The 21,294-nt window shown below is 69.5% G+C and carries 25 protein-coding genes and 1 tRNA gene; 20 read left to right on the top strand and 6 right to left on the bottom strand.

Annotated features, from left to right (window positions below):
- The first annotated feature begins 8 nt into the window (after positions 1-8).
- The 10 genes from cyoE (at position 9) to ACK4SE_RS06085 (ending at position 9,548) form a co-directional block, all read left to right on the top strand.
- Entirely contained in the window at positions 9-986 is a 978-nt protein-coding gene (gene cyoE, locus ACK4SE_RS06130; protein ID WP_409689967.1) for a heme o synthase, read from the top strand.
- Positions 977-1,111, top strand: a complete 135-nt coding sequence (locus ACK4SE_RS06125) for a hypothetical protein (RefSeq protein ID WP_409689964.1) — start codon at positions 977-979, stop codon at positions 1,109-1,111. Before cyoE ends, ACK4SE_RS06125 begins: the two co-directional genes overlap by 10 nt.
- 5 nt (positions 1,112-1,116) lie before the next feature.
- A complete protein-coding gene (locus tag ACK4SE_RS06120; protein ID WP_409689961.1) occupies positions 1,117-1,674 on the top strand; it encodes a cytochrome c oxidase assembly protein in 558 nt (185 codons plus the stop codon).
- Between the two features lie 54 nt (positions 1,675-1,728).
- A complete protein-coding gene (locus ACK4SE_RS06115; RefSeq protein WP_409689959.1) occupies positions 1,729-2,604 on the top strand; it encodes a cytochrome c oxidase subunit 3 in 876 nt (291 codons plus the stop codon).
- A gap of 2 nt (positions 2,605-2,606) precedes the next feature.
- Positions 2,607-2,996 (top strand): DUF983 domain-containing protein, encoded by a 390-nt coding sequence (locus ACK4SE_RS06110; protein ID WP_409689956.1) that lies wholly within the window; start codon positions 2,607-2,609, stop codon positions 2,994-2,996.
- Positions 2,983-3,732, top strand: a complete 750-nt coding sequence (locus tag ACK4SE_RS06105) for an SURF1 family protein (protein WP_409689954.1) — start codon at positions 2,983-2,985, stop codon at positions 3,730-3,732. The genes ACK4SE_RS06110 and ACK4SE_RS06105 overlap by 14 nt, the downstream gene beginning before the upstream one ends.
- A 47-nt stretch (positions 3,733-3,779) precedes the next feature.
- Entirely contained in the window at positions 3,780-4,991 is a 1,212-nt protein-coding gene (locus tag ACK4SE_RS06100; protein WP_409690305.1) for a M16 family metallopeptidase, read from the top strand.
- A gap of 30 nt (positions 4,992-5,021) precedes the next feature.
- On the top strand, positions 5,022-5,621 hold the full coding sequence (locus ACK4SE_RS06095; RefSeq protein ID WP_409689952.1) for a GNAT family N-acetyltransferase: 600 nt from the start codon (positions 5,022-5,024) through the stop codon (positions 5,619-5,621).
- 16 nt (positions 5,622-5,637) lie between these two features.
- Complete coding sequence (locus tag ACK4SE_RS06090) at positions 5,638-7,305, top strand: putative bifunctional diguanylate cyclase/phosphodiesterase (protein ID WP_409689949.1); 1,668 nt, start codon at positions 5,638-5,640, stop codon at positions 7,303-7,305.
- A gap of 125 nt (positions 7,306-7,430) precedes the next feature.
- Positions 7,431-9,548, top strand: coding sequence for a PBP1A family penicillin-binding protein (locus ACK4SE_RS06085; protein WP_409689947.1), 2,118 nt, complete (start codon positions 7,431-7,433; stop codon positions 9,546-9,548).
- 209 nt (positions 9,549-9,757) lie between these two features.
- Here the strand turns inward: ACK4SE_RS06085 and ACK4SE_RS06080 are convergent, their stop codons facing one another.
- Together ACK4SE_RS06080 and ACK4SE_RS06075 are read right to left on the bottom strand one after the other, a co-directional pair.
- The gene (locus ACK4SE_RS06080) at positions 9,758-10,399 is read right to left on the bottom strand and encodes a LolA family protein (RefSeq protein ID WP_409689944.1); all 642 of its coding nucleotides are present in this window, start codon (positions 10,397-10,399) and stop codon (positions 9,758-9,760) included.
- A gap of 333 nt (positions 10,400-10,732) precedes the next feature.
- A complete protein-coding gene (locus ACK4SE_RS06075; RefSeq protein WP_409689941.1) occupies positions 10,733-11,341 on the bottom strand; it encodes a hypothetical protein in 609 nt (202 codons plus the stop codon).
- Positions 11,342-11,513: 172 nt separating this feature from the next.
- Here ACK4SE_RS06075 and sdhC point away from each other — a divergent pair, with 172 nt between their 5' ends.
- The 7 genes from sdhC to ACK4SE_RS06040 are packed head-to-tail and all read left to right on the top strand — an operon-like array spanning position 11,514 to position 16,453.
- Positions 11,514-11,966: a succinate dehydrogenase, cytochrome b556 subunit gene (gene sdhC, locus ACK4SE_RS06070; protein ID WP_409689939.1), complete on the top strand. Its 453-nt coding sequence runs from the start codon at positions 11,514-11,516 to the stop codon at positions 11,964-11,966.
- On the top strand, positions 11,963-12,367 hold the full coding sequence (sdhD, locus tag ACK4SE_RS06065) for a succinate dehydrogenase, hydrophobic membrane anchor protein (RefSeq protein ID WP_409689937.1): 405 nt from the start codon (positions 11,963-11,965) through the stop codon (positions 12,365-12,367). The genes sdhC and sdhD overlap by 4 nt, the downstream gene beginning before the upstream one ends.
- 7 nt (positions 12,368-12,374) lie before the next feature.
- Entirely contained in the window at positions 12,375-14,159 is a 1,785-nt protein-coding gene (gene sdhA / locus ACK4SE_RS06060; protein ID WP_409689934.1) for a succinate dehydrogenase flavoprotein subunit, read from the top strand.
- A 2-nt stretch (positions 14,160-14,161) separates the two neighbouring features.
- On the top strand, positions 14,162-14,965 hold the full coding sequence (locus tag ACK4SE_RS06055) for a succinate dehydrogenase iron-sulfur subunit (protein ID WP_409689932.1): 804 nt from the start codon (positions 14,162-14,164) through the stop codon (positions 14,963-14,965).
- A gap of 10 nt (positions 14,966-14,975) precedes the next feature.
- Positions 14,976-15,296, top strand: a complete 321-nt coding sequence (locus tag ACK4SE_RS06050) for a 2Fe-2S iron-sulfur cluster-binding protein (protein WP_409689929.1) — start codon at positions 14,976-14,978, stop codon at positions 15,294-15,296.
- A gap of 2 nt (positions 15,297-15,298) precedes the next feature.
- Positions 15,299-16,114: a kinase gene (locus ACK4SE_RS06045; RefSeq protein WP_409689926.1), complete on the top strand. Its 816-nt coding sequence runs from the start codon at positions 15,299-15,301 to the stop codon at positions 16,112-16,114.
- A gap of 6 nt (positions 16,115-16,120) precedes the next feature.
- Positions 16,121-16,453: a PilZ domain-containing protein gene (locus tag ACK4SE_RS06040; protein ID WP_409689923.1), complete on the top strand. Its 333-nt coding sequence runs from the start codon at positions 16,121-16,123 to the stop codon at positions 16,451-16,453.
- Between the two features lie 21 nt (positions 16,454-16,474).
- Here the strand turns inward: ACK4SE_RS06040 and ACK4SE_RS06035 are convergent.
- From ACK4SE_RS06035 to hemC, 3 genes are all read right to left on the bottom strand, one after another.
- Positions 16,475-16,550, bottom strand: a tRNA-Thr gene (locus tag ACK4SE_RS06035).
- Positions 16,551-16,591: 41 nt separating this feature from the next.
- Positions 16,592-17,308 (bottom strand): uroporphyrinogen-III synthase, encoded by a 717-nt coding sequence (locus tag ACK4SE_RS06030; RefSeq protein ID WP_409689920.1) that lies wholly within the window; start codon positions 17,306-17,308, stop codon positions 16,592-16,594.
- The gene (gene hemC, locus ACK4SE_RS06025; RefSeq protein WP_409689917.1) at positions 17,308-18,246 is read right to left on the bottom strand and encodes a hydroxymethylbilane synthase; all 939 of its coding nucleotides are present in this window, start codon (positions 18,244-18,246) and stop codon (positions 17,308-17,310) included. Before hemC ends, ACK4SE_RS06030 begins: the two co-directional genes overlap by 1 nt.
- A gap of 58 nt (positions 18,247-18,304) precedes the next feature.
- On the opposite strand from hemC, the gene tsaD reads away from it, so the two are divergent.
- The 3 genes from tsaD to ACK4SE_RS06010 are packed head-to-tail and all read left to right on the top strand — an operon-like array spanning position 18,305 to position 20,842.
- Entirely contained in the window at positions 18,305-19,447 is a 1,143-nt protein-coding gene (tsaD, locus tag ACK4SE_RS06020) for a tRNA (adenosine(37)-N6)-threonylcarbamoyltransferase complex transferase subunit TsaD (protein ID WP_409689914.1), read from the top strand.
- Positions 19,448-19,457: 10 nt separating this feature from the next.
- Positions 19,458-20,459, top strand: coding sequence for an NAD(P)H-dependent glycerol-3-phosphate dehydrogenase (locus tag ACK4SE_RS06015; RefSeq protein WP_409689911.1), 1,002 nt, complete (start codon positions 19,458-19,460; stop codon positions 20,457-20,459).
- Positions 20,459-20,842, top strand: a complete 384-nt coding sequence (locus tag ACK4SE_RS06010; protein WP_409689908.1) for a Rieske (2Fe-2S) protein — start codon at positions 20,459-20,461, stop codon at positions 20,840-20,842. The genes ACK4SE_RS06015 and ACK4SE_RS06010 overlap by 1 nt, the downstream gene beginning before the upstream one ends.
- 12 nt (positions 20,843-20,854) lie before the next feature.
- On the opposite strand, the gene ACK4SE_RS06005 is transcribed toward ACK4SE_RS06010, so the two are convergent.
- On the bottom strand, positions 20,855-21,274 hold the full coding sequence (locus tag ACK4SE_RS06005) for a metallopeptidase family protein (RefSeq protein ID WP_409689905.1): 420 nt from the start codon (positions 21,272-21,274) through the stop codon (positions 20,855-20,857).
- Between the last annotated feature and the right edge of the window lie 20 nt (positions 21,275-21,294).

Genomic DNA, 21,294 nt, shown 5'->3' with positions numbered 1-21,294 from the left:
TTCGCATCATGACACAGCCTGCAGCACCCGACCTGACCACCGCCCAGCCTGGGGACTATTTCCAGCTGCTGAAGCCGCGCGTCATGTCGCTGGTGGTGTTCACCGCCATCACCGGCCTCGTCGCCGCGCCGGGCGACATCAATCCGTTCCTGGCCGCCATCGCCGTGCTGTGCATCGCCGTCGGCGCCGGCGCGGCCGGGGCGCTGAACATGGCGCTGGAGGGTGAGACCGACGCCCTGATGCGCCGCACGCGCGGCCGGCCGGTGGCGGCGGGCCGGGTCAACAAGAACGACGCCATGACCTATGGGGTGGTGCTGTCGCTGTTCTCGGTCATGCTGCTGGGCATGGCGGTGAACTGGTTCGCGGCCGGCCTTCTGGCCCTGACCATTGTCTATTACGCGGGCTTCTACACCCTGCTGCTGAAGCGCCGCACGCCCCAGAACATCGTCATTGGCGGTGCGGCCGGAGCCCTGCCTCCCGTCATCGGCTGGGCGGCGGTGACGGGGGACGCGCCGTGGCAAGCCTGGCTGCTGTTTTTGATCATCTTCCTCTGGACCCCGCCGCACAGTTGGGCGCTGGCGCTCTATTCCGCCGGCGACTACGCCCGGGCGGGCATCCCGATGATGCCGGTGGCCCGGGGGGCGAAGTCCACCCGGCTCCAGATCCTCATCTACAGCCTCATCTTTGTGCCGGTGGCCATCGCGCCGGCCCTTTTGGGCATGGCGGGGCTGGCCTATCTGATCGTCTCGGTTCTCGGCGGGCTGTTCTTCATCGCCCTGGCCGTCCGCCTGTGGCGCTCGCGCGCGGGCGACCAGCCCGACAAGGCCGAGGCGGTGGGGCGAGAGGCCGCATTGTATGACGTGCGTGCGGAGGCCAAACCTGCGCGCAACCTGTTCGCCTACTCGATCCTGTATCTGATGGCCCTGTTCGCCGTCCTTCTGGTCGAGAACGCGCCCGTGATCGGAGCTTGCCCCTCATGCAGCTAATGACGCCGGAACAACTGAAGGCGCGCAAGCGCCGCAACCTCGCCATCGCCCTCGGGCTGGTGGCGTTCATGGTGCTGGTGTTCGCCACCACCCTGCTGCGGCTTCAGGCCAACGTGGGAGGCTGAGCGCCATGGCCATGAACAAGAACACCAAGGTCGCTGTGATCTGCGTTGGAGCCCTGTCGCTGATGACCGGGGCCGCCTTCGCCGCCGTGCCGTTGTATCAGCTGTTCTGCCAGGTCACCGGCTTCAACGGCACGGTGATGCGGGCTGATGCGGCGCCGGACCGGGTGCTGGAAGACACCATCCGTGTTCGCTTCGACACCAATGTGCGGGGCCTGCCCTGGGAGTTCGAGGCGGACCAGACGCGCCAGACCGTGCGCATCGGCGACACCGGTATCGCCTATTTCCGGGTCACCAACACATCGGACCGACCCATCAGCGGCACCGCGGCCTACAACGTGGTGCCCGAGCGCGCCGGCCCGTATTTCCAGAAGCTCGAGTGCTTCTGCTTCGACCCCCAGGAAATCCAGCCGGGCCAGACCGTCGAGTTCCCGATCCAGTATTTCGTCGCCCCCGAGATCGCCACGGACCCCGAGGGGCGCGGCGTTCACGACATCACCCTGTCCTACACCTTCTATCCCACTGACCGCTTTGAACAGCGCGCCGCTATTGGCGGACAGGGATAGCGAGGCTATAGCCCCATCAACGACTCCGCGCTGACGCATCCAAGAGACGCATAAATGGCCGACGCCCACGCCGTTCATCACGACTATCACATCCTGCCGCCCAGCCCGTGGCCGCTGGTGGCGTCCGCCGCCACCACGCTCATGATGATCGGGGCGGTCATGTGGATGAAGGGCCTCTTCGGCCTGCCCGCAGGCACCAGCTGGGTGTTCTTCGCTGGCCTGGCCGGCGTCCTGTTCTCCATGTTCGGCTGGTGGGCCGACGTGATCAAGGAAAGCCACGCTGGGGACCACACCCCGGTGGTTTCGCTGGGCCTGCGCTACGGCATGGTGCTGTTCATCGCCTCGGAAGTGATGTTCTTCGCCGGCTTCTTCTGGATGTTCTTCGAGATGACGCTCTTCAACGAGGCGCGCACGCTCATTCCGGAGTTCGGCAACTGGACCGACACCGCCGCGGCCTGGTCCACCTGGCCGCCCGCGGGCATCGAGACCCTGGACGCCTGGCAGCTGCCGTTCCTGAACACCGTGATCCTGCTGCTGTCGGGAACCACCGTGACCTGGGCGCACCATGCCATCGTGGTCGGCGACCGCAAGGCCGCCAAGGTCGGCCTAGGTCTGACCGTGGCGCTCGGCGCGCTGTTCACGGCCGTACAAGTCTATGAATATTACCACATTTTGCACGAGAATCTGTTCTTCAACGAAGAAGCGCTGAACTCGACGCTGTACGGCTCGATCTTCTTCATGGCGACGGGCTTCCACGGCTTCCACGTCCTGATCGGAACCATTTTCCTGACCGTGTGCCTGATCCGCCTGCTGGTGGGCCAGATGACGCCCGAGAAGCACTTCGGGTTCGAGGCGGCGGCCTGGTACTGGCACTTCGTGGACGTGGTGTGGCTGTTCCTGTTCGCCTTCGTCTACGTCATCTACGGCTGATCTTGAGCGACCAGCCCCAGCCTTCAGCGCCCGCCCGGATCGACCCGATCCGGGCGGGTTTGCTTTGCCGGTGTCCCAACTGCGGCAGGGGGCCGCTGTTCGAAGGGTTTCTGAAGGTCCGGCCGACCTGCAGGGTCTGCGGCTACGACCTTGCGTCGGTGGCCACCGGAGACGGCGCCGCCAGCTTCATCATGCAGATCGCCGGAGCCATCGTCGGCTTCTCGGCCCTGTATGTTGAAATCACCTACAGCCCGCCCATGTGGTTGCATCTGATCATCTGGCTTCCGCTGGTGGCGGCCCTGTCGCTGGGACTGATGCGGCCGGGCAAGGGCCTGATGACGGCGCTGCAGATGCGAAACACGGCGCGCGAGGTGCGCAATGACGATTTCTGAACGACCGGGATTCCCCTGGATACTGACCGTGCTGGCGGCGGCGATGCTGGCCGTCCTGATCGGCCTGGGCGTCTGGCAGGTGCAGCGCATGGCCTGGAAGGTCGGCCTGATCGACCAGGCCGAGGCCGCGGCGACGGTGGCGCCCGTTCCGGCCGTCGAAATTCTGAACCAGCCCGGCGGCGAGTTTCGCCGGGTGATCCTGGACTGCCCCGGCTTGAACGCCGCGCCCTTGGTCGAGCTTCAGTCCATCCATGACGGCGATGCGGGCGTGCGCCTGATCTCGGCCTGTCGACCGGCGGGCGTCGAGGCGACCTTTCTGGTGGATCGCGGCTTCGTGGGCGAGGCCATTTCCGCTCGCCCCCCGGTTGATGCGGCCGCCGCTGATCCCGTCCGCATCACGGCCGTGACGCGCGAGGCGCCCGAGCCGAACTGGATGAGCCCACCGCCGCAGGGGGGGCGCTTCTTCGCCCGTGACCATGAGGCCATGGCCGGGGCGCTGGGCCTTGATGGACCGGTGGACTCCCGCATCCTGTTCGCCGAGACCTCGACCAATCCCGAATGGGCGGCGCTGGTCCCGGCGGTTCCGCCCGCCGCCTTCACCAACAACCATCTGGGCTATGCCATCACCTGGTTCGGCCTCGCCGCAGCCCTGATCGTCTTCTACGCCCTGATGCTGCAACGGCGGCTGCGTCCGCTGCCGAGACAAGGCCCGCGCGCGGGCCGGGATATCCCTTGACCCACCTTCACACCCTGCCCAACGGCGTGCGCGTCGTGGCCGACCCCATGCCGGGGCTCAAGACCTTCGCCCTGACCGTGGCGGTGCGCGGCGGCGCCCGCTGGGAAGACGAGCACCGCTCGGGCTGGTCGCACCTGCTTGAGCATCTGGTGTTCAAGGGCGCCGGGGACATGAGCGCCCGCGACATCGTCCAGCGCATCGAGGCCGAAGGCGGCTCCATCAATGCAGCCACCGGCCAGGAGCGCACCAGCTTCGAGGTGCGGGCTCTGGAATCCTCCCTCCCCCTGGCCATGCAGGTGGTCTCCGACATCGTTTTCCGGCCCACGCTCAGCGAGGCCGAGGTGGTCCGCGAAAAGGATGTGGTGGCGCAGGAGATCGCCGAGGCCTTCGACACCCCAGACGACCACGTGTTCGAGATGGCCGGCGAGCAGGCCTTCACCGGCCAGCCGCTGGGCCGTCCCATTCTGGGGTCGGTGGAGAGCATCGGCCGTGCGGATCGTGCGGGCATGGAAGCGTGGCGCGCGGCGCTCTACGCCCCGGGACGCATGGTGGTGGCCGTCTCCGGCGCGGTGGACCCGGCGCGGCTGGCCGACCTGGCCGGGATGTGGTTCGGACAGGCCGGACCCGATGACGGCGAAGAGCCGGCGCCGGCCGCCTTCACCGGGGGGGACGCGGCCCTGACCCGCCGTATCGAGCAGGCCAATCTGGTCTTCGAGATTCCCGGCCTTTCGGCGCACGACGCAGACACTCCGGCGCTGAGGCTGTTTGCCGAGATCCTCGGCGGCGGCATGGCCTCGCGCCTGTTCCAGAGCGCCCGGGAAGACCGGGGTCTGGCCTATGCGATCGACGCCTGGTTCGAGGGCTATGAGGACACGGGCGTTCTGGGCGTTTATGCGGGCGCCGCGCCTGGCCGGTCCGAGGAGTTGGCCCGGGTGGCGGCGACTGAACTGAGATCCCTTGCCATGGACGGGCCCACCGAGGAGGAACTGGCGAGGGCCAAGGCGATCCTCAGCGCGGGGCTGTGGATGGCCGACGAAAGTCCGTCATCACGGGCCGGGCGCAACGCCGCCCAGACCCTGCTGTTTGGCGCGCCGGTTGCTTCGGAGACCCTGACGGCCCGCGTGGCGGCGGTGACGAGGGAGGACATGTGTCGGCTGGGCGCGCGCCTGCTCGCCTCCGGCAAGAGCGCCACCGCCGTGCTGGGCCCGAAGACGGCGGGCAAGGCGGGGCGTGTCTTCGCCGAGACCCTCTACGCCTGACGCCGCGACGGTAAAGGGATATAGACGCTCATGGCCCTTCTGGACTGGATGTCGGAACCGGTCGGCCCCGTGCTGCGGGGTCAGGGGGTGACCCTGCGCGCGCCCCAGCCGTCCGACTACGCGGCTTGGTCGACCCTGCGTGACCTTTCCCGCGCCCATCTTCAGCCGTGGGAGCCCGCCTGGCCCGAGGACGACCTGACCCGGACCGCCTTTCGCCGCCGGCTGGCGATCTATGAGCGCGAGCGCGAGCTGGGAAACGCGTGGCCCTTCTTCATCCTCGATCAGGACGATCGGCTGGCCGGGGGGATCACCCTGTCCAATGTGCGGCGCGGCGTGGCCGAGACCGGGACCGTCGGCTACTGGATCGGGCTGCCGCATGCGGGACGGGGGCTGGCTACGTCCTCCATGCGGGCCTTGACGGCTTATGCTTTCGGCGCGCTCAGGCTGCATCGCCTCGAGGCGGCCTGCGTGCCCTCGAACCATGCCTCGCGTCGGGTGCTGGAAAAGTCCGGTTTCCGGCTTGAGGGCCAAGCCCGGGCTTATTTGAAAATTAACGGGACTTGGGCAGACCATCTCCTGTTCGGCCTTCTTGCAGAAGACGCCGGCGCAGACGGACGCCTGTCGTCCTGACGGAGGGCGGCAAGCCTTGAACAGCCGATCCAGAGCCCTGGCGTGGGACCCCACCACCGCAATCGAGGCGCTCGCCGCCGCCGATGCGGCGCTGTGGGTGTGGACGCCCGCCCTGGACCAGCTCAAGTTCACCGGCTCGACCCGATCACTGGGCCTCGGCCCGCTGGCGCCGGAATGCACCGCTGCGGGGTTCACCGCCCTGGCCATGCCCCAGGACCGGGCGCTGGCCGAACGTATCCTGAAGCCCCAGGATGAGGGCGGCGAGATCGCCGTACGGCTGCGCATGCGCGGCGGCGACCTGTGCATCTGGCGCGGCGTCTGGCTCGAGGACGGGCTGCGCGCCGCCGGGGTGGTGGCGCTTGAAAGCAAATTCACCGGGGCCTCCAGCGACGCCCTGACCGGCCTACTCGACCGTCGCGCCTTCCTGTCGCGGGTGGGCGAAGCCCTGACAGCGCCGGGCGACTACGATCTGGTGGTGGCGGATGTGGATCGTCTGCGCCGCCTGAACGAGGCCTTGGGCCATGAGCGCGCGGATATGGTCCTGTCGGCGCTGGGATCCCGTCTGGCCGCCGCCTTCTCGGGCGAGGCCGCCCCCGCCCGCATCGGCGAGGACGAGTTCGCCATCTTCGTGAGAGCCGAAGACGGCGACGCCTGCGGCCGCGTGCGTCAGGCGCTGGAGCAGCCTCTGCGCGTGGCCGGCTTCGACATCTATCCCACCGTTTCCATCGGCGCGGTGCGCACCGAGGGCGGGCCGGACGCGGCGGACGCAGCCGAACTGCTGCGCCGCGCGGAGCTTGCGGTGGAATCGGCCAAGACGGCCGGCCGGGGCGGCATGGCCGCCTATGGCCGGACGCTGGAGTCCGACAGCCTGTCGCGTCTGGCCCTGGAAAGCGATCTCAGGAACGCCTTTGTGCGGGGCGAGATCGAGCCCTTCTATCAGCCCATCGTCAATCTGGAGACCGGCGCGGTGGCCGGGTTCGAGGCGCTGGCGCGGTGGCGACACCCCCGCCGCGGCCTTGTGCCGCCCGACGAGTTCCTGGGCCTGGCCGACGAGATGGGCCTGATGAACGACCTGGGTCTGATGATGATGCGTCAGGCCGCCGCCCAGCTGGCCGAATGGCTCAAGCGCCATCCGAGCGCGGGCAAGCTGTTCTGCAGCGTCAATCTGTCGACCAACGAACTGGAGCGCGACGCGCTGGTGGACGATGTGCGCCGCATCCGCGCCGAGACCGGGCTGCCCGTCGGCGCCCTGAAGCTGGAGGTCACGGAAAGCGACATCATGCGTGACCCCGAGCGGGCCGCGCAGGTGCTGAAGTCCCTGCGCGAGGCGGGAGCCAGTCTGGCGCTGGACGATTTCGGCACCGGGTTTTCGTCCCTGTCCTATCTGGCGCGCCTGCCCTTCGACACGCTCAAGATCGACCGCTATTTCGTTCTGACCATGGGTCAGGACGAGGGCTCGGCCAAGATCGTCAAGTCGGTGGTGAATCTGGGGCGCGACCTGTCGCTGGAAGTGGTGGCCGAAGGAGTCGAGAACGCCGATCTGGCGCGCCTGCTGCTGGCCTCGGGCTGTCATTACGGCCAGGGCTTCGGCTATGCCCCGGCCTTGCCCGCGCAGGAGGCCGAGGTCTATCTGAACGAGTCGGTGGCGGACGGGTCCGCGCCCATCAAGGCGCGCTCGGCCTGAACAGACGTTAAGGCTGTCGCCATGCTTTCGGCGGAAACATCGGGCAGGTTCGCGTCCTTGACGGGGGGCGTTTCACCGATCCCGTTCGCGGGCTATGAGCAAGACGCAACGGGCTAGAGGGTTACATGGCGGGTCCATCCATCGCACGCGGGGCTCCCGGCTCCGGCGGCAAAGGCGGCGGTCGCACGCTGCTTCAGCGGCTGATCTACTGGTCAGCCGTGCTGGCCGTGTGGGGCCTGATCTTCCTGACGGTGTTCTTCCTGGTGTTCGCCCGGGGCCTGCCCGACACCTCCTCGCTCTACGATGTAGAGCGCCAGCCCTCGATCACTTATCTGGACCGGTCCGGCGCCCTGATCGCGGTGCGCGGCAGCCAGCACGCCCCGCCGGTGGAGCTGGACACCCTGCCGGACTATGTGCCCGCGGCCTTCATCGCCATCGAGGACCGGCGCTTCTATCACCATCCCGGGTTCGACCCCATCGGCATGATGCGCGCGGCCCTGGCCAACATGCGCGCCGGCCGGGTGGTGCAGGGCGGCTCGACCCTGACCCAGCAGCTGGCCAAGAACCTGTTCCTGACGCCCGACCAGAACATCCGCCGCAAGGTGCAGGAGCTGATGCTGGCGGTGTGGCTGGAGATGAAATTCTCCAAGGACGAGATCCTCGCCCTGTACCTGAACCGCGTCTATTTCGGCGCCGGGGCCTACGGCATCGAGGCTGCGTCGCAGCGCTATTTCGACAAGTCGGCCGACGAGCTGACCGTGGGCGAGGCTGCCCTGCTGGCGGGCCTGCTGAAGGCGCCGTCGCGCTACAGCCCGCTGGGCGAGAGCGAGCGGGCCGCGGGTCGGGCCACGGTGGTGCTGAACCAGATGGAGGAGACCGGCGTCATCACCGCCGAGCAGCGCAACGCGGCGGTGCTCGAGCCGGTACGGGTGTCGCGCACCCTGGCCACCCAGCACGCCCAGTATTTCGTGGACTGGCTGGACAAGGACATCCGCCGCCTGGTGGGTGAGCCCACCGAGGACATGATCGTCGAGACAACGCTGGACCTCACCCTCCAGACCGCAGCCGAGCGTTCCGTGCGCCGCATCCTGGAGCGTGACGGGTCGCGCGGCGTGGAGCAGGCGGCGTTGGTGGCCGTGGACGGCGACGGCCGGGTGCGGGCCATGATCGGCGGCGCTTCCTATGCCGACAGCCAGTTCAACCGGGCGGTGGACGCGCGCCGCCAGGCCGGGTCGGCCTGGAAGCCGTTCGTCTATCTGGCGGCGCTGGAGGCGGGCTACACGCCGGACACGCCCGTGGTCGATCAGCCCATCACCATCGGCAACTGGTCGCCGCGCAACTATTCCGGCAACTTTATCGGCCCGACCACCCTGTCCAATGCGGTGGCCCAGTCCACAAATACGATCGCCGCCGGGCTGGCGGATCAGGTGGGACGCGACAGTGTCGCCCGCGCCGCGCGCCGCCTCGGCATCACCTCCCGGGTGGGACTGGAACCGGCCATGGCCCTGGGCGCCGTGGAAGTCAGCCCGCTGGAGATGGCCCAGGCCTACGCCGCGTTCTCCAACGGCGGACGCCGGGCGGAAGCCCACGGCATCACCCGCATCCGCACGCCCCAGGGCCGCGTGATCTATCAGCGTCAGGCCGAGGATCGCCGCGCCGACCAGGTGATCCAGAATCCCTCGCTCTACTACCTGAACCAGATGCTGCGGGGGGTCATCACCTCCGGCACGGCGCGGTCGGTGGCCATCTCTGGCCGCGATCTGGCGGGCAAGACGGGCACCACCTCGGACTACAAGGACGCCTGGTTCGCGGGCTATACCGGCGGCTTCACGGCCGTGGTGTGGGTGGGCCGGGACGACAACACCGCCATGCGCGGCGTTACGGGCGGCTCATCGCCCGCCGCCATCTGGCGCGGGTTCATGGAGGCGGCCCTGCCCCGCCTGAACGTTCAGTCGATCCCCAATGGTCCAGCCTTGCCGGAAGGCTGGGTCGCGCCCCTGGCGCCCGGCGCCGATCCGGTGGGAGACCTGCTCGGCGGTCTGGGCAATCTGTTCGAGGACGAGGTTCTGCCGCCGTCCGCGGGCGATCCGCTGGCCGGGGCGCCGGCCAACCCGCGGCCGGTTCAGCCCGCGCCGGAACGACCCAGCGTGCGGCCGCCCGAGCCGATCCAGACCGAGTCTCCGGCCCAGAACCCCGAGCCGGACCGCGAGGCGGAGCGCCGCCCGGATCCGCTGTTCTTCTGATCCCATAAAGAAGCGCCCGGCCTTTGCAGGCCGGGCGCAAACAGTTTCGTCTCTCTCTCACGCCGCCACCGGGAGGGGATGGTGTCCGGGACGGTCAGGACAGCCGCCGCCGTCCTGTGTCTCAAAAACCACTCCTCCGGAAAAAAGTCAACCGCAAAGCGAACAGGCTTTGGCGTGACCCGAAAAGCACGGCGTGGTTAAGGCCCGCCCTAGTTGCGGCCCGGACGGCGGGTGGGGTCGCGCAGGGTGAACAGGCTGTTGGGCAGGCTGTTGACGGCCTCGAAGGACGACAACTGGGTGCGGGTGCGCTGGCCCTGGGGGTCGATCACTGTCCATTCCATGAGGCGCACCGGGTTGCCGGCGAAGGCCAGGATGACCTGACCCTCGTTGGGGCGGCGGGCGTCGCGGGCGACCACGGCGAAAGCGCCGGAGTCCATGCGGGTGACGCGGTCGATGCGCACGCCTTCCTCGATGCGGACGTTGCGGCCCAGGAACACCGACAGGGGCGTTGCAGACAGGGGCGCCTGGCGGAACACCTCGAGGCGCGGGTCGTAGCGCATCAGATTGTTGCCGTCGGCCACCACCAGCAGGCCTTCGGGATTGCTGTACTCGAAGCGCATCTTGCCGGGACGCTGCAGATAATAGCGCCCTTCCGCCCGGCGGCCGCCGGGGCCGGTCTCCACGAAGCTGCCGCGTGCGGCGCTGACGCCCTGGAACCAGGACGAGACGCGCCCGACCGTCTCGCGATCGGCGGCGGAGAGGTTGCTCTGGGCGAAGGCGGGCAGGCCGGCCATGACGGCGGCGCCCAGGGTGAGCGAGCCGGTGGCGAAGGCGCGGCGTGAGAGATTCATGGTCAGGCTCCCGTTCGGGATTGTTGAGACGATCCTTGTGACGCGACGGCGCGGCAAGGGTGTGACGCCAGCCTGACCATATTCCGGCGCTTCGATGAAGCGGCGTTCAGCGAAACGGTCAGGATCGGTTCATCCGGCGGATATCAGCGCGCGAGGCGGCGGGGCGTTCCCGAAGCATCGGGGTGCGGGTTTCAGATTTCGTCGCCGAAAAAACAGTGTCCGAATTGTCCGAATTGTCTGAATTGTTGAAATCGCCTCCCGGGACCTGACCAAGAGCGCAGTCTACGGCGCCGGAGAGGGCGGGGGTGAAAACAGAGGGAAACGCCTCTGCGTTCAGACCTGGGGCTCCATGACCACGGGGAGGGCCGTGTCGCCGCGCTGCAGCGTCCCGCGCCACTGGGCGCCGTCGCGCTCAAGGCTGAGGCGGGCCGGGCCGTCGGGGTCGTCCACATCGATGGTCAGGGTCTCGCCCGAGCGCACCACCAGCGACAGGGCGCCCAGCCGGCGGCTGGTCAGGGCCGCGTCCGGGGCCGCGGGCTCGCGCCAGGCGCCTTCCACCAGGGCGCCGTCGCCCCGATCCATCATCAGAAGCTCAAGCACCGGCGCGCCTCCCGAAGTGACGCGCCAGCGCCCGTCCAGCGGCCCCATGATGGCGTTGGCGCGCAGGGCGGCGGAGGTCACGCCCTGCTGATAAACCACCTCGGCGTCGGTCGGCGTGGTCTCGTAGGTTCCGTCATAGGCCTCCAGCACGGCGGGCGCTTCCAGCACGCGGCGGGTGATCATATAGGCGTCCCCCTGCGCCCCCGGGGTATCCCATGACGGCTCGTAGGGCCGCACCGGCGGGCCGGAATACAGCTCCAGCGAGGTGGGCGAGGCCTCCACATAGGCGATCGGCCCGTCCTGGGCGGCGGTCATGGCGAGGGTCAGGGCGATCCAGATCATTGGGAAAGGGTAGCGACATGAGGCCGCAGCGCAAGATCGGGCTGTGCAGCAAGGGAATCCCGCCTGTTGAGCGAACCGTGAAGCCTGCCGCGTTGACACCCCCCCGCGCGGGTCCGTAAAGCCTTCCGCACTGCATCATTGCTGATTTTACAATAGTTTGAGAACGATTCGCATGTCGACCGCCTCAGACGCCGACGACGACCAGACCGGCCGTTTCGTGCGCCAGCCCAACGGCCGTATCCGGCCCCTGTCCCCCCACCTTCAGATCTGGCGCTGGCACATCACCATGCTGTCCTCGATCCTGTTCCGGGTGACCATCGGGGCGGCCAGCTTCGGCGCGATCCTGATCATCGGCTGGCTGGGGGCCCTGGCCTTCGGGCCCGAGGCCTTCGCCGGGGTGATGAGCTTCATGGGTTCGCCTCTGGGGCTGCTGATCGGCTTCGGCCTGACGCTAGTGATGTTCTCCTTCATCCTGAACGGCGGCCGCCATCTGGTGCAGGACACCGGCGGAGCGCTGGAGATCGGCCCGGCCAATCTGCTGTCGCACATCTCGGTGTGGGGCCCCGTGGTCCTGACGGTGCTGTTCTGGGCCGTGCTGTTCGCCACCGGGAGGGTTTCGCTGTGAGCGGCTACGCCCAGTACAAGAACCGCGTGAAGATCTCCGAGCGTCACGGCGCGCGCGAGTGGGTGGTGGAGCGGGTCTCCCTGCTGCTGCTCATGCCGCTGGGCGTGTGGGCGGCCTCCAGCGCCTTCACCCTGGCCGGGGCCGATTACGACACCGCCGCGGCGTGGTTCGCCAGCACCCTCAACGCCGTGCTGCTCGGCGTCACGGCGGTGGTGCTGCTGGGCTACATCAGCCTGGCGTGGAAGGTGATCATCGAGGATTACATCCATCGCCCCGGCAACAAGGCGCTGCTGATCGGCCTGTCGAACCTGATCTTCCTGGTGCTGGCCGCGGTCAGCGTCTTCTTCATCACGCGGCTGGCGCTGGGTTCGGCGCCGCTGCCTGCCGGTTTCGGGGCCTGAACGCCACATGGCTGCTTATGAATTCGTCGATCACGAATACGACGTCGTCGTCGTCGGCGCCGGCGGCTCCGGCCTCCGCGCCGCGCTGGGCGCCGCCCAGCAGGGCCTGAAGGTCGCCTGCGTCACCAAGGTGTTCCCGACCCGCTCCCACACCGTGGCCGCCCAGGGCGGCATCTCGGCCTCGCTGGGGAATATGGGCGAGGACGACTGGAAGTGGCACATGTACGACACCGTCAAGGGGTCGGACTGGCTGGGCGACCAGGACGCCATTGAGTATCTGGTGCGCGAGGCGCCCAAGGCGGTCTACGAGCTGGAACACTGGGGCGTGCCCTTCAGCCGCACCGAGGACGGCCGCATCTATCAGCGCGCCTTCGGCGGCATGACCCGCAATTTCGGCGAGGGCCCGGTGCAGCGCACCTGCGCCGCCGCCGACCGCACCGGCCACGCCATCCTGCACACCCTGTACGGCCAGTCAGTGCGCCGCGAGGTGAAGTTCTTCGTCGAATATTTCGCGCTGGACCTGATCATGCAGGACGGGGCCTGCACCGGGGTGACGGCCTGGCAGCTGGACAACGGCCAGCTGCACCGCTTCCGCGCCAAGCTGGTGATCCTGGCCACCGGCGGCTACGGCCGCGCCTATTTCTCGGCCACCAGCGCCCACACCTGCACCGGCGACGGCAACGCCATGGTGCTGCGCGCCGGCCTGCCGCTGCAGGACATGGAGTTCGTGCAGTTCCACCCCACCGGCATCTACGGCGCCGGCTGCCTGATCACCGAGGGCGCGCGGGGCGAGGGCGGCTATCTGACCAACTCCGAGGGCGAGCGGTTCATGGAACGCTACGCCCCCTCGGCCAAGGATCTGGCCAGCCGCGACGTGGTCAGCCGGTCCATGACCATCGAGATCCGCGAAGGCCGCGGCGTCGGTCCGAACAAGGACCACATCTTCCTGCATCTGGATCACCTGGATCCCAAGACCCTGCACGCGCGCCTGCCGGGCATTTCCGAAAGCGCCAAGATCTTCGCAGGCGTGGACGTGACCAAGGCTCCGATCCCGGTGCTGCCGACCGTGCACTACAACATGGGCGGCATCCCCACGAACTATCACGGCGAGGTGCTGACCAAGGTGGGTGACAACGCCGACACCGTGGTGCCCGGCCTGATGGCCGTGGGCGAGGCGGCCTGCGTCTCGGTGCACGGCGCCAACCGTCTGGGCTCCAACAGCCTGACCGATCTGGTGGTGTTCGGCCGCGCCGCCGGCCTGCGCGCCGGCGAGGTTGTGGACAAGGCTGCGCCGGTCCCCGCCGCGCCCGCCGGCGCCACCGACGCCCACCTGGCCCGGCTGGACCGCTTCCGTCAAGCGTCGGGCGGCACCCCCACGGCCCAGCTGCGCAACGACATGCAGCGGGCCATGCAGTCCGACGCGGCGGTGTTCCGCACCGGCAAGACCCTGGACGAGGGCGTGGCCAAGCTGCGCGCCATCCACGCGGCGGGCGCCGACATCAAGACCACAGATCGCGGCATGATCTGGAACACTGATCTGGTCGAGACCCTGGAATACGACAACCTGATCGATCAGGCGCTGGTCACCATCGAGAGCGCGGCCAACCGCAAGGAAAGCCGCGGCGCCCACGCCCGCGAGGACTATCCCGACCGCGACGACGTGGAATGGATGAAGCACACCCTGGCGTGGAAGCGTCCGGGGCAGGACGTGGCGATCGATTACCGACCGGTTCACGAGTACACGATGTCCAGCGAGATCGACTACATCAAGCCCAAGGCGAGGGTTTACTAAGCATGGTCCAGCTCACCCTTCCGCGCGGCTCAAAGCCTGTCACCGGCAAGGTCCACAAGGCCCCCGAGGGCGCGACCAACGTCAAGACCTACAAGGTCTACCGGTATGACCCCGAGGTGGACTCCGATCCGCGCTGGGACGTGTTCGAGGTCTCGGCCGACGATCACGGCCCGATGCTGCTGGACGCCCTGATCCACATCAAGAACACCATCGATCCGACCCTGGCGTTCCGCAAATCGTGCCGTGAAGGCATCTGCGGCTCGTGCTCCATGGCCATCGACGGACGCAACGCCCTGGCCTGCACCAAGGGCTGGGAGGAATGCGGCTCCTCGACCATCTCCATCGCGCCCCTGCCCCACCAGCCGGTGGTCAAGGATCTGGTGACGGACCTGAGCCTGTTCTACGCCCAGTACGACTCGATCCAGCCCTATCTGCAGTCCGACGAAGCGGACCCGACCACCGAGCGGCTGCAGTCGCCGGAGGACCGTGAGAAGCTGGACGGGCTGTACGAGTGCATCCTGTGCGCCTGCTGCTCGACCTCGTGCCCCAGCTACTGGTGGAACCAGAAGGATTATCTGGGGCCGGCGGCCCTGCTGCAGTCCTACCGCTGGATCGCCGACAGCCGCGACGACGCCACGCAGAAGCGGCTGGACGACCTGGAAGACCCCTTCAAGCTCTACCGCTGCCACACCATCATGAACTGCACCCAGGTGTGCCCCAAGGGCCTGAACCCGGCCAAGGCCATCGCCGAGACCAAGAAGCTGATGGTGTCGCGGGAGCGGAACAAGGCGAAGGCTTCGGCCTGAAGCGCGCTCGATGGCGAAAATCACCTACATCGAGCATGACGGGACCGAGCACGCGGTCGACGTGAAGACCGGCCTGTCCGTCATGGAAGGGGCCATCCGCAACAATGTGCCGGGCATCGACGCGGACTGCGGCGGGGCCTGCGCCTGCGCCACCTGCCACGTCTATGTCGACCCCGACTGGCAGGCGGAGACGGGCCGCCCGTCGGCCATGGAGGAGTCCATGCTGGATTTCGCCGAGGCGGTGGAGCCCAACTCGCGCCTGTCGTGCCAGATCCGGGTCAGCGACGATCTGGACGGCCTGATCGTGCGCCTGCCCGAAAACCAGCACTGACCATGACCGATCCCCGCCTGATCCCGGCGGTGGAGCGGCTGATCGAGGCCGCCGAACGGCCGGGCCACGTCCCGCTGATCGGGATTTCGGGCGCGCAGGGGTCGGGCAAGACCACCCTGGCCCGGGCCGCGGCGCAGGCGCAGGGCTGCGCCCACCTGTCGCTGGACGATGTCTATCTGACGCGGGCGGAGCGGGAGCGGATGGCCCGCGAGATCCATCCCCTGTTCGCCACGCGCGGGCCGCCGGGGACCCACGATCTGGCGTTGATGGCCTCGACCATCGCGGCCCTGCGCGTCGCCGGACCGGACCAGACCACGGCCCTGCCCGTGTTCGACAAGCTGGCCGATGACCGGGCGCCCCGGTCACAGTGGCGTGGCTTCAAGGGCCGGCCGCGCGCCATTCTGGTAGACGGCTGGCTCATCGGCGCGACGCCGCAGGACGCGGACGGCCTCGCAGCGCCGGTCAACGCCCTCGAGCGAACCAGAGACGCCGACAGCGTCTGGCGGCGTGCGGCCAACGCCCGTCTGACCGAGGCGCAGGCCGTGCTGAACACCGGCTTCGACGCGGTCCTGTTTCTGAAAGCCCCGGGCTTTGAGGTGGTGCTGGACTGGCGCTGTGAACAGGAAGCCGGGCTGCGCGGGGTTGACCCTTCGGCGCTCGCGAAGGAGGACCGGGCGGACATGGCCCGCTTCATCGCCCATTTCGAACGCATCACCGGCCACATGCTGGCGGGCGGGGTGCGGGCCGCTACGGTGGTTCGCCTGGACCGGGCCCGGCGTGTCATGGGCGTGGACACCAACGGCGGACCGGAGCGTTAGGACCCCATGCTGTTTCGCAAGACGGATGATCGGCGGTCAGAGCCCCGGCGGCTGAGCAACGCCCGGGGCCTGGTGGTGGCGCCGGGGCTCGAACTGGGCTGCGCCATCGTGGATGAATCCCCCGGCGGCCTGCGGTTCCGACTGCAGCGCGATGTGCCGCTGCCCGAGGTGGTGGTGGTGGTGAACGTCGCCGAAGGGGTCGCCCGCGAGGGCCGCGTCGCCTGGAAGAAGGGCCACGAGGCCGGTCTCAAGGTCACCCATACCTCCCGCGTGAGCGGCCTGGTGCCCCAGCGCTTCGCCGCCGCGCGCGACGCCTGGCTGCGCGCGGGCGGCCGCTGACCGGACAGGGAATGGGAAAGGTGGTGCCGCCTGCGTGACTCGAACACGCGACCCTCGCATTACGAATGCGATGCTCTACCGGCTGAGCTAAGGCGGCCCGGTGCGCGGGGCAGTATGGCCGCGCGCGAGGACGGCTCTTTATACGGGCGGGCGCGGCTTGCCAAGAAGGGACAGCAGGGCGGCTTCGTCGGGGTGGTCGGCGGCTGCGGCGGCGAAGGCGGGCGAACCCTTCAGCGGAGCGGCGGCGGCGGGGGAAATGCAGAAGACGGGAACGGCGCCGACGGGGGGGATCAGGCCTTCGGTCAGGTCGGCGAGACGCCGGGCGGCGCGGGGCGAGTGAATCAGGACGCCGTCCAGCTTGCCGGCCTTTAACGCGGCCAAACCCCGCCCGCCGGGCGCGGCGACGGCGGCGTAGAGCACGGCGGTGCGGGTCTGCACACCCGCAGCCTTGAGGGCTCCGGGCAGGTCGCCGGCGGGCTCGCGGGCGCCCGCGATCAAAACGGCGCCATCCACCGGCTGGGCGGTGATCAGGGCGGCCAGGGCCGTGACGTCGCCGGAGGCGGAGCGGACGTGGCGAAATCCGGCCTCGCGGGCGGCCCCGGCGGTGGCGTCGCCCACGGTGAAGACCGGGAGGGCCCGTTCGAGGGCGGCGAAGGCGGCGACCCCGTTGCGGCTGGTGAAGGCGATGGCGCCGACGCCGGACAGGTCGATGCGGGGCTTGAGGCGGCGAACGGACAGCAGGGGCGAGACCAGCGGGTGATGCCCCATGGCGGTCAGGCGCGCGGCGGTGGCCTCGGCGCCGGGACGGGCGCGGGTGACCCACAGGCGCAGCGGCGCGTGGGCGGACCGGTCCATCAGGCGGGCAGTTCCTGATCGCCCGCCTCGGCGTGGACCGCCTCACCGATGCGCATGCCCAGGGCGTGGGCGGTCTCGGTGGCCGGGGCCTCGATCTCGCCCGAGCGACGCCAGCGGGCCGAGCCGTCGGGGCTGAGGATCTCGGCGGTCAGGGACAGGCGGTCGTTCTCGATGACGGCATAGGCGCCCACCGCGGTGCGACAGGAGCCCTCCAGCGCCAGCATGGCGCCGCGCTCGGCGGTCACGGCCACGGCGGTGGGGCGGTGGTTGAGGGCGGCGGCCCAGGGGGCGAGGGCGTCCGCGGAGCGGGTCTGGATGGCCAGGGCGCCCTGGCCCGGCGCGGGTACGAAGCGCTCCACGTCCAGACAGGCCGTGATGACCTCGGCCCGGCCCAGACGGTTGAGGCCCGAGGCGGCCAGCAGGATGGCGTCGAAATCCCCCGCCGCGAGGCGGTTCAGGCGGGTGTCCACATTGCCGCGCAGCATCTCGATGCGCAGGTCCGGGCGGGCGGCCAGAAGCTGGGCCTGACGGCGCAGGCTGGCGGTGCCCACCAGCGCCCCGTGGGGCAGGTCCTCGAGGCCGGTGTGATTGACGCTGACGAAGGCGTCGCGGGCGTCCTCGCGCTCGGGAATGGCGGCCAGCACCAAGCCCGGCGGCATGTCGGCGGGCACGTCCTTGAGCGAATGGACGGCCAGATCGATGCGGCCGTCGATCAGGGCCTGCTCGATCTCCTTGGTGAACAGGGCCTTGCCGCCCACGTCCATCAGGCGGCGGTCCTGGATGCGGTCGCCGGTGGTGACGATGGGGACCAGGATCACCGCGTCCTCGACGCTGTCCTCGGCGGCGCCGAGCGCGCGGGCCACAGCGCGCTGCATCATGCCGGACTGGGCCATGGCCAGGGTCGAGCGGCGGGTGCCGAGGCGAAGGGGCGTGGACAAGGCGGGCGGGCTTCCTGTTGCGCGAGAGGGGGCGGGGGGCTACCTCGACCCGATGAGCATGGGCGCGGACTATAGCAGCGAGGCGGCGGCGGCAACGGCGGCCCCGAAGACGTCGCAGCCGCGCGTGCTGACCGTACTGGGGCTGGAGACCAGCTGCGACGAGACCGCGGCCTCGGTGGTGCGCCAGATGCCGGACGGCACAGTGCACGTGCTGTCCTCGGTGGTGCACAGCCAGATCGCGGAGCACGCCCCCTTCGGCGGGGTCGTGCCCGAGATTGCCGCCCGCAGCCATGTGGAGGCCATCGCGGGCACGGCCCGCCGGGCGATTGAGGAGTCCGGCGTCGATTTCAACGGGCTGGACGCGGTGGCCGCCACCGCCGGGCCGGGTCTGGTGGGCGGGGTCATGGTGGGCCTCAGCTTCGGCAAGGCCGTGGCCCTGGCGCGCGGTATTCCCCTGATCGCGGTGAACCATCTGGAGGGACACGCGGTGTCGGCCCGTCTGGCGGCGCCGGCGCCCTATCCGTTCCTGCTGCTGCTGGTGTCGGGCGGTCACTGCCAGCTGATGGAGGTTCGCGGCATCGGCGACATGACCCGGCTGGGCGCCACCATCGACGACGCGGCGGGGGAGGCCTTCGACAAGATCGCCAAGACTTTAGGTCTGGGCTATCCGGGAGGTCCGGCGCTGGAAAAACTGGCGGCGTCCGGCGACGGGGCGCGGTTCGAGCTGCCCCGGGCCCTGCTGGGGCGGAAGGGCTGCGACTTCTCGTTCTCGGGCCTGAAGACGGCGGCGGCCAGGCTGGCGGCGACCTGCGAGACGGATCAGGACCGGGCCGATCTGGCCGATGCGGTGCAAAAGGCCATCGCGCGCCAGCTGACCGAACGGTCGACGCGGGCCATGGACGACTATGCGACGCGCCACGACCACCGCCTGCTGGTCGTGGCGGGCGGGGTGGCGGCCAACCGCACAGTGCGGGCCGAACTGGAACGAGCGGCGACCGCGCGCGGCTTTGAGTTTCTGGCCCCGCCGCTGGCCTACTGCACCGACAACGCCGCCATGATCGCCCTGGCCGGGGCGGAACGACTGGCGCTGGGACTGGTTTCGGACATCGACGTGGCGGCCCGCCCCCGGTGGCCGCTGGACGAGGCGACGGCCCTGGCCGATCCGCTCTACAAGACAGGCCGCAAAGGCGCGAAGGCGTAAGGGAGAAGCCATGGGAGAGTTCCGCACGACGGGAGTGATCGGCGCAGGCGCGTGGGGCACCGCCCTGGCCCAGGTCTGCGCGCGGGCCGGGCTGAAAACCACGCTGCAGGCCCGCGAGGCCGAGGTGGTGGAGAGCATTCGCGACCGGCGCAGTAATGAGCTGTTCCTGCCCGGCGTCACCCTGGAGGAGGGCGTCACCGCCACCGCCGACATGGCGGACCTGAAGGGCTGCGACCTGATCCTAGCGGTCCCGCCGGCCCAGCATCTGCGCGGCACCCTCGAGGCGTTCCGGGACCAGACCGGCGGGGGCGCGCCGGTGGTGCTGTGCTCCAAGGGCATCGAGCGCGGCTCGCTGAAGCTGATGACCGAGGTGCTGGCCGAGGTGCTGCCCGACACGCCGTCGGCCGTCCTGTCAGGCCCCAGTTTCGCGGGCGAGGTGGCGCGCGGCCTGCCCACCGCCGTGACCCTCGCCTGCGAGGACGAGGCGCTGGGCAAGGCCATCGCGGCGGCCATCGCCACCCCGACCTTCCGACCCTATCTGGCCGATGATCTGGTGGGCGCCGAGATCGGCGGGGCCATCAAGAATGTGCTGGCCATCGCTTGCGGCATCGTCGAGGGGCGCGAACTGGGCCGCAGCGCCCACGCCGCCGTGATCACCCGGGGCTTCGCCGAGATCACCCGCATCGCCGAGGCGCTGGGGGGGCGGCCCGAGACCGTGCGCGGCCTGTGCGGTCTGGGTGATCTGGTGCTGACCTGCTCCAGCCCCCAGTCGCGCAACATGAGTCTGGGGCTGGCCCTGGGCCGGGGCCAGACGGTGGAGGAGGCCCTGGCCGGCAAGCGCTCGGTGGCCGAGGGCTATGAGAGCGCCCCGGCGGTGCGCGACCTGTGCGAGAAACTGGCGGTGGACGCCCCCATCTGCACCGCCACAGCCGAGGTGCTGGCGGGACGCTGGAGCGTGGATCAGGCCATCGAGGATCTGCTCACCCGCCCGATCCGGGTCGAGGCCGAGTAGTGGCCGAGCCCGAGGCGCCGCCCGCCGGGCGCAAGCGGGTGTGGAAGACTCCGCCCGGGGTGACCCTGTGCGCGGAAACCGACATCGCCGATCCCGGCTCGCGCGCCTTCGTGCTCCAGATCGGCGAGGCCTTTTTCCACGGCTTTGTGGTGCGCAAGGACGATCAGGTGGCCGGCTGGGTGGACCGCTGTCCCCATCAGGGCTTTCCGCTGGCGCTGGAGCTGGATCGCTATCTGACCCGCGACGGGGACCTGATCCTGTGCGGCTGGCACGGGGCGGTGTTCCAGCCCCTGACCGGCGAATGCGTGGGCGGCCCCTGCGCCGGGGGCCGGCTGACGCCCTGGCCGGTGGAGGCGTCGGGCGGCGTCATCCGCACGGCCTGAGCGGAAGCTGGTTCAGCGCAGCCCGTCCTCGATGGCGTCGATGTCGTCGTCGGACAGGCCGAAGTGGTGGCCGATCTCGTGGATCAGGACGTGGGCGATGATCTCCGACAGGCCCACGTCGCCGCGTTCGCACCATTCGTCCAGAATGGGACGGCGGTAGAGATAGATCCGCGAGGGCTGGGGCGACGGGTCGGACACGCTGCGCTGGGACAGGTCCACGCCGTGGTAGAGGCCGGTCAGCTCGAACGGGTTCTCCATGCCCAGCTCGGACAGGGTTTCCGCGTCGGCGAAGTCGAGGATGCGGAGCTCCACGTCCCCGGCGAAGGCGCGAAACGCGTCGGGGAGGCCGGCGAACGCGGTCTCGGCCAGGCGCGCGAAGTCGTCGAGGGAGGGGGCGGTCTGGGCGGTCCAGGGGTCTGCGGCGTCGGTCATGGCCCTGATATCGGGCGTGC

It is taken from the genome of Brevundimonas sp., assembly GCF_046293315.1.
In the GTDB taxonomy this organism is placed as follows: domain Bacteria; phylum Pseudomonadota; class Alphaproteobacteria; order Caulobacterales; family Caulobacteraceae; genus Brevundimonas.
Note: the sequence above shows the minus strand (reverse complement) of the source record. Positions and strands in the feature narration are given on the sequence as shown.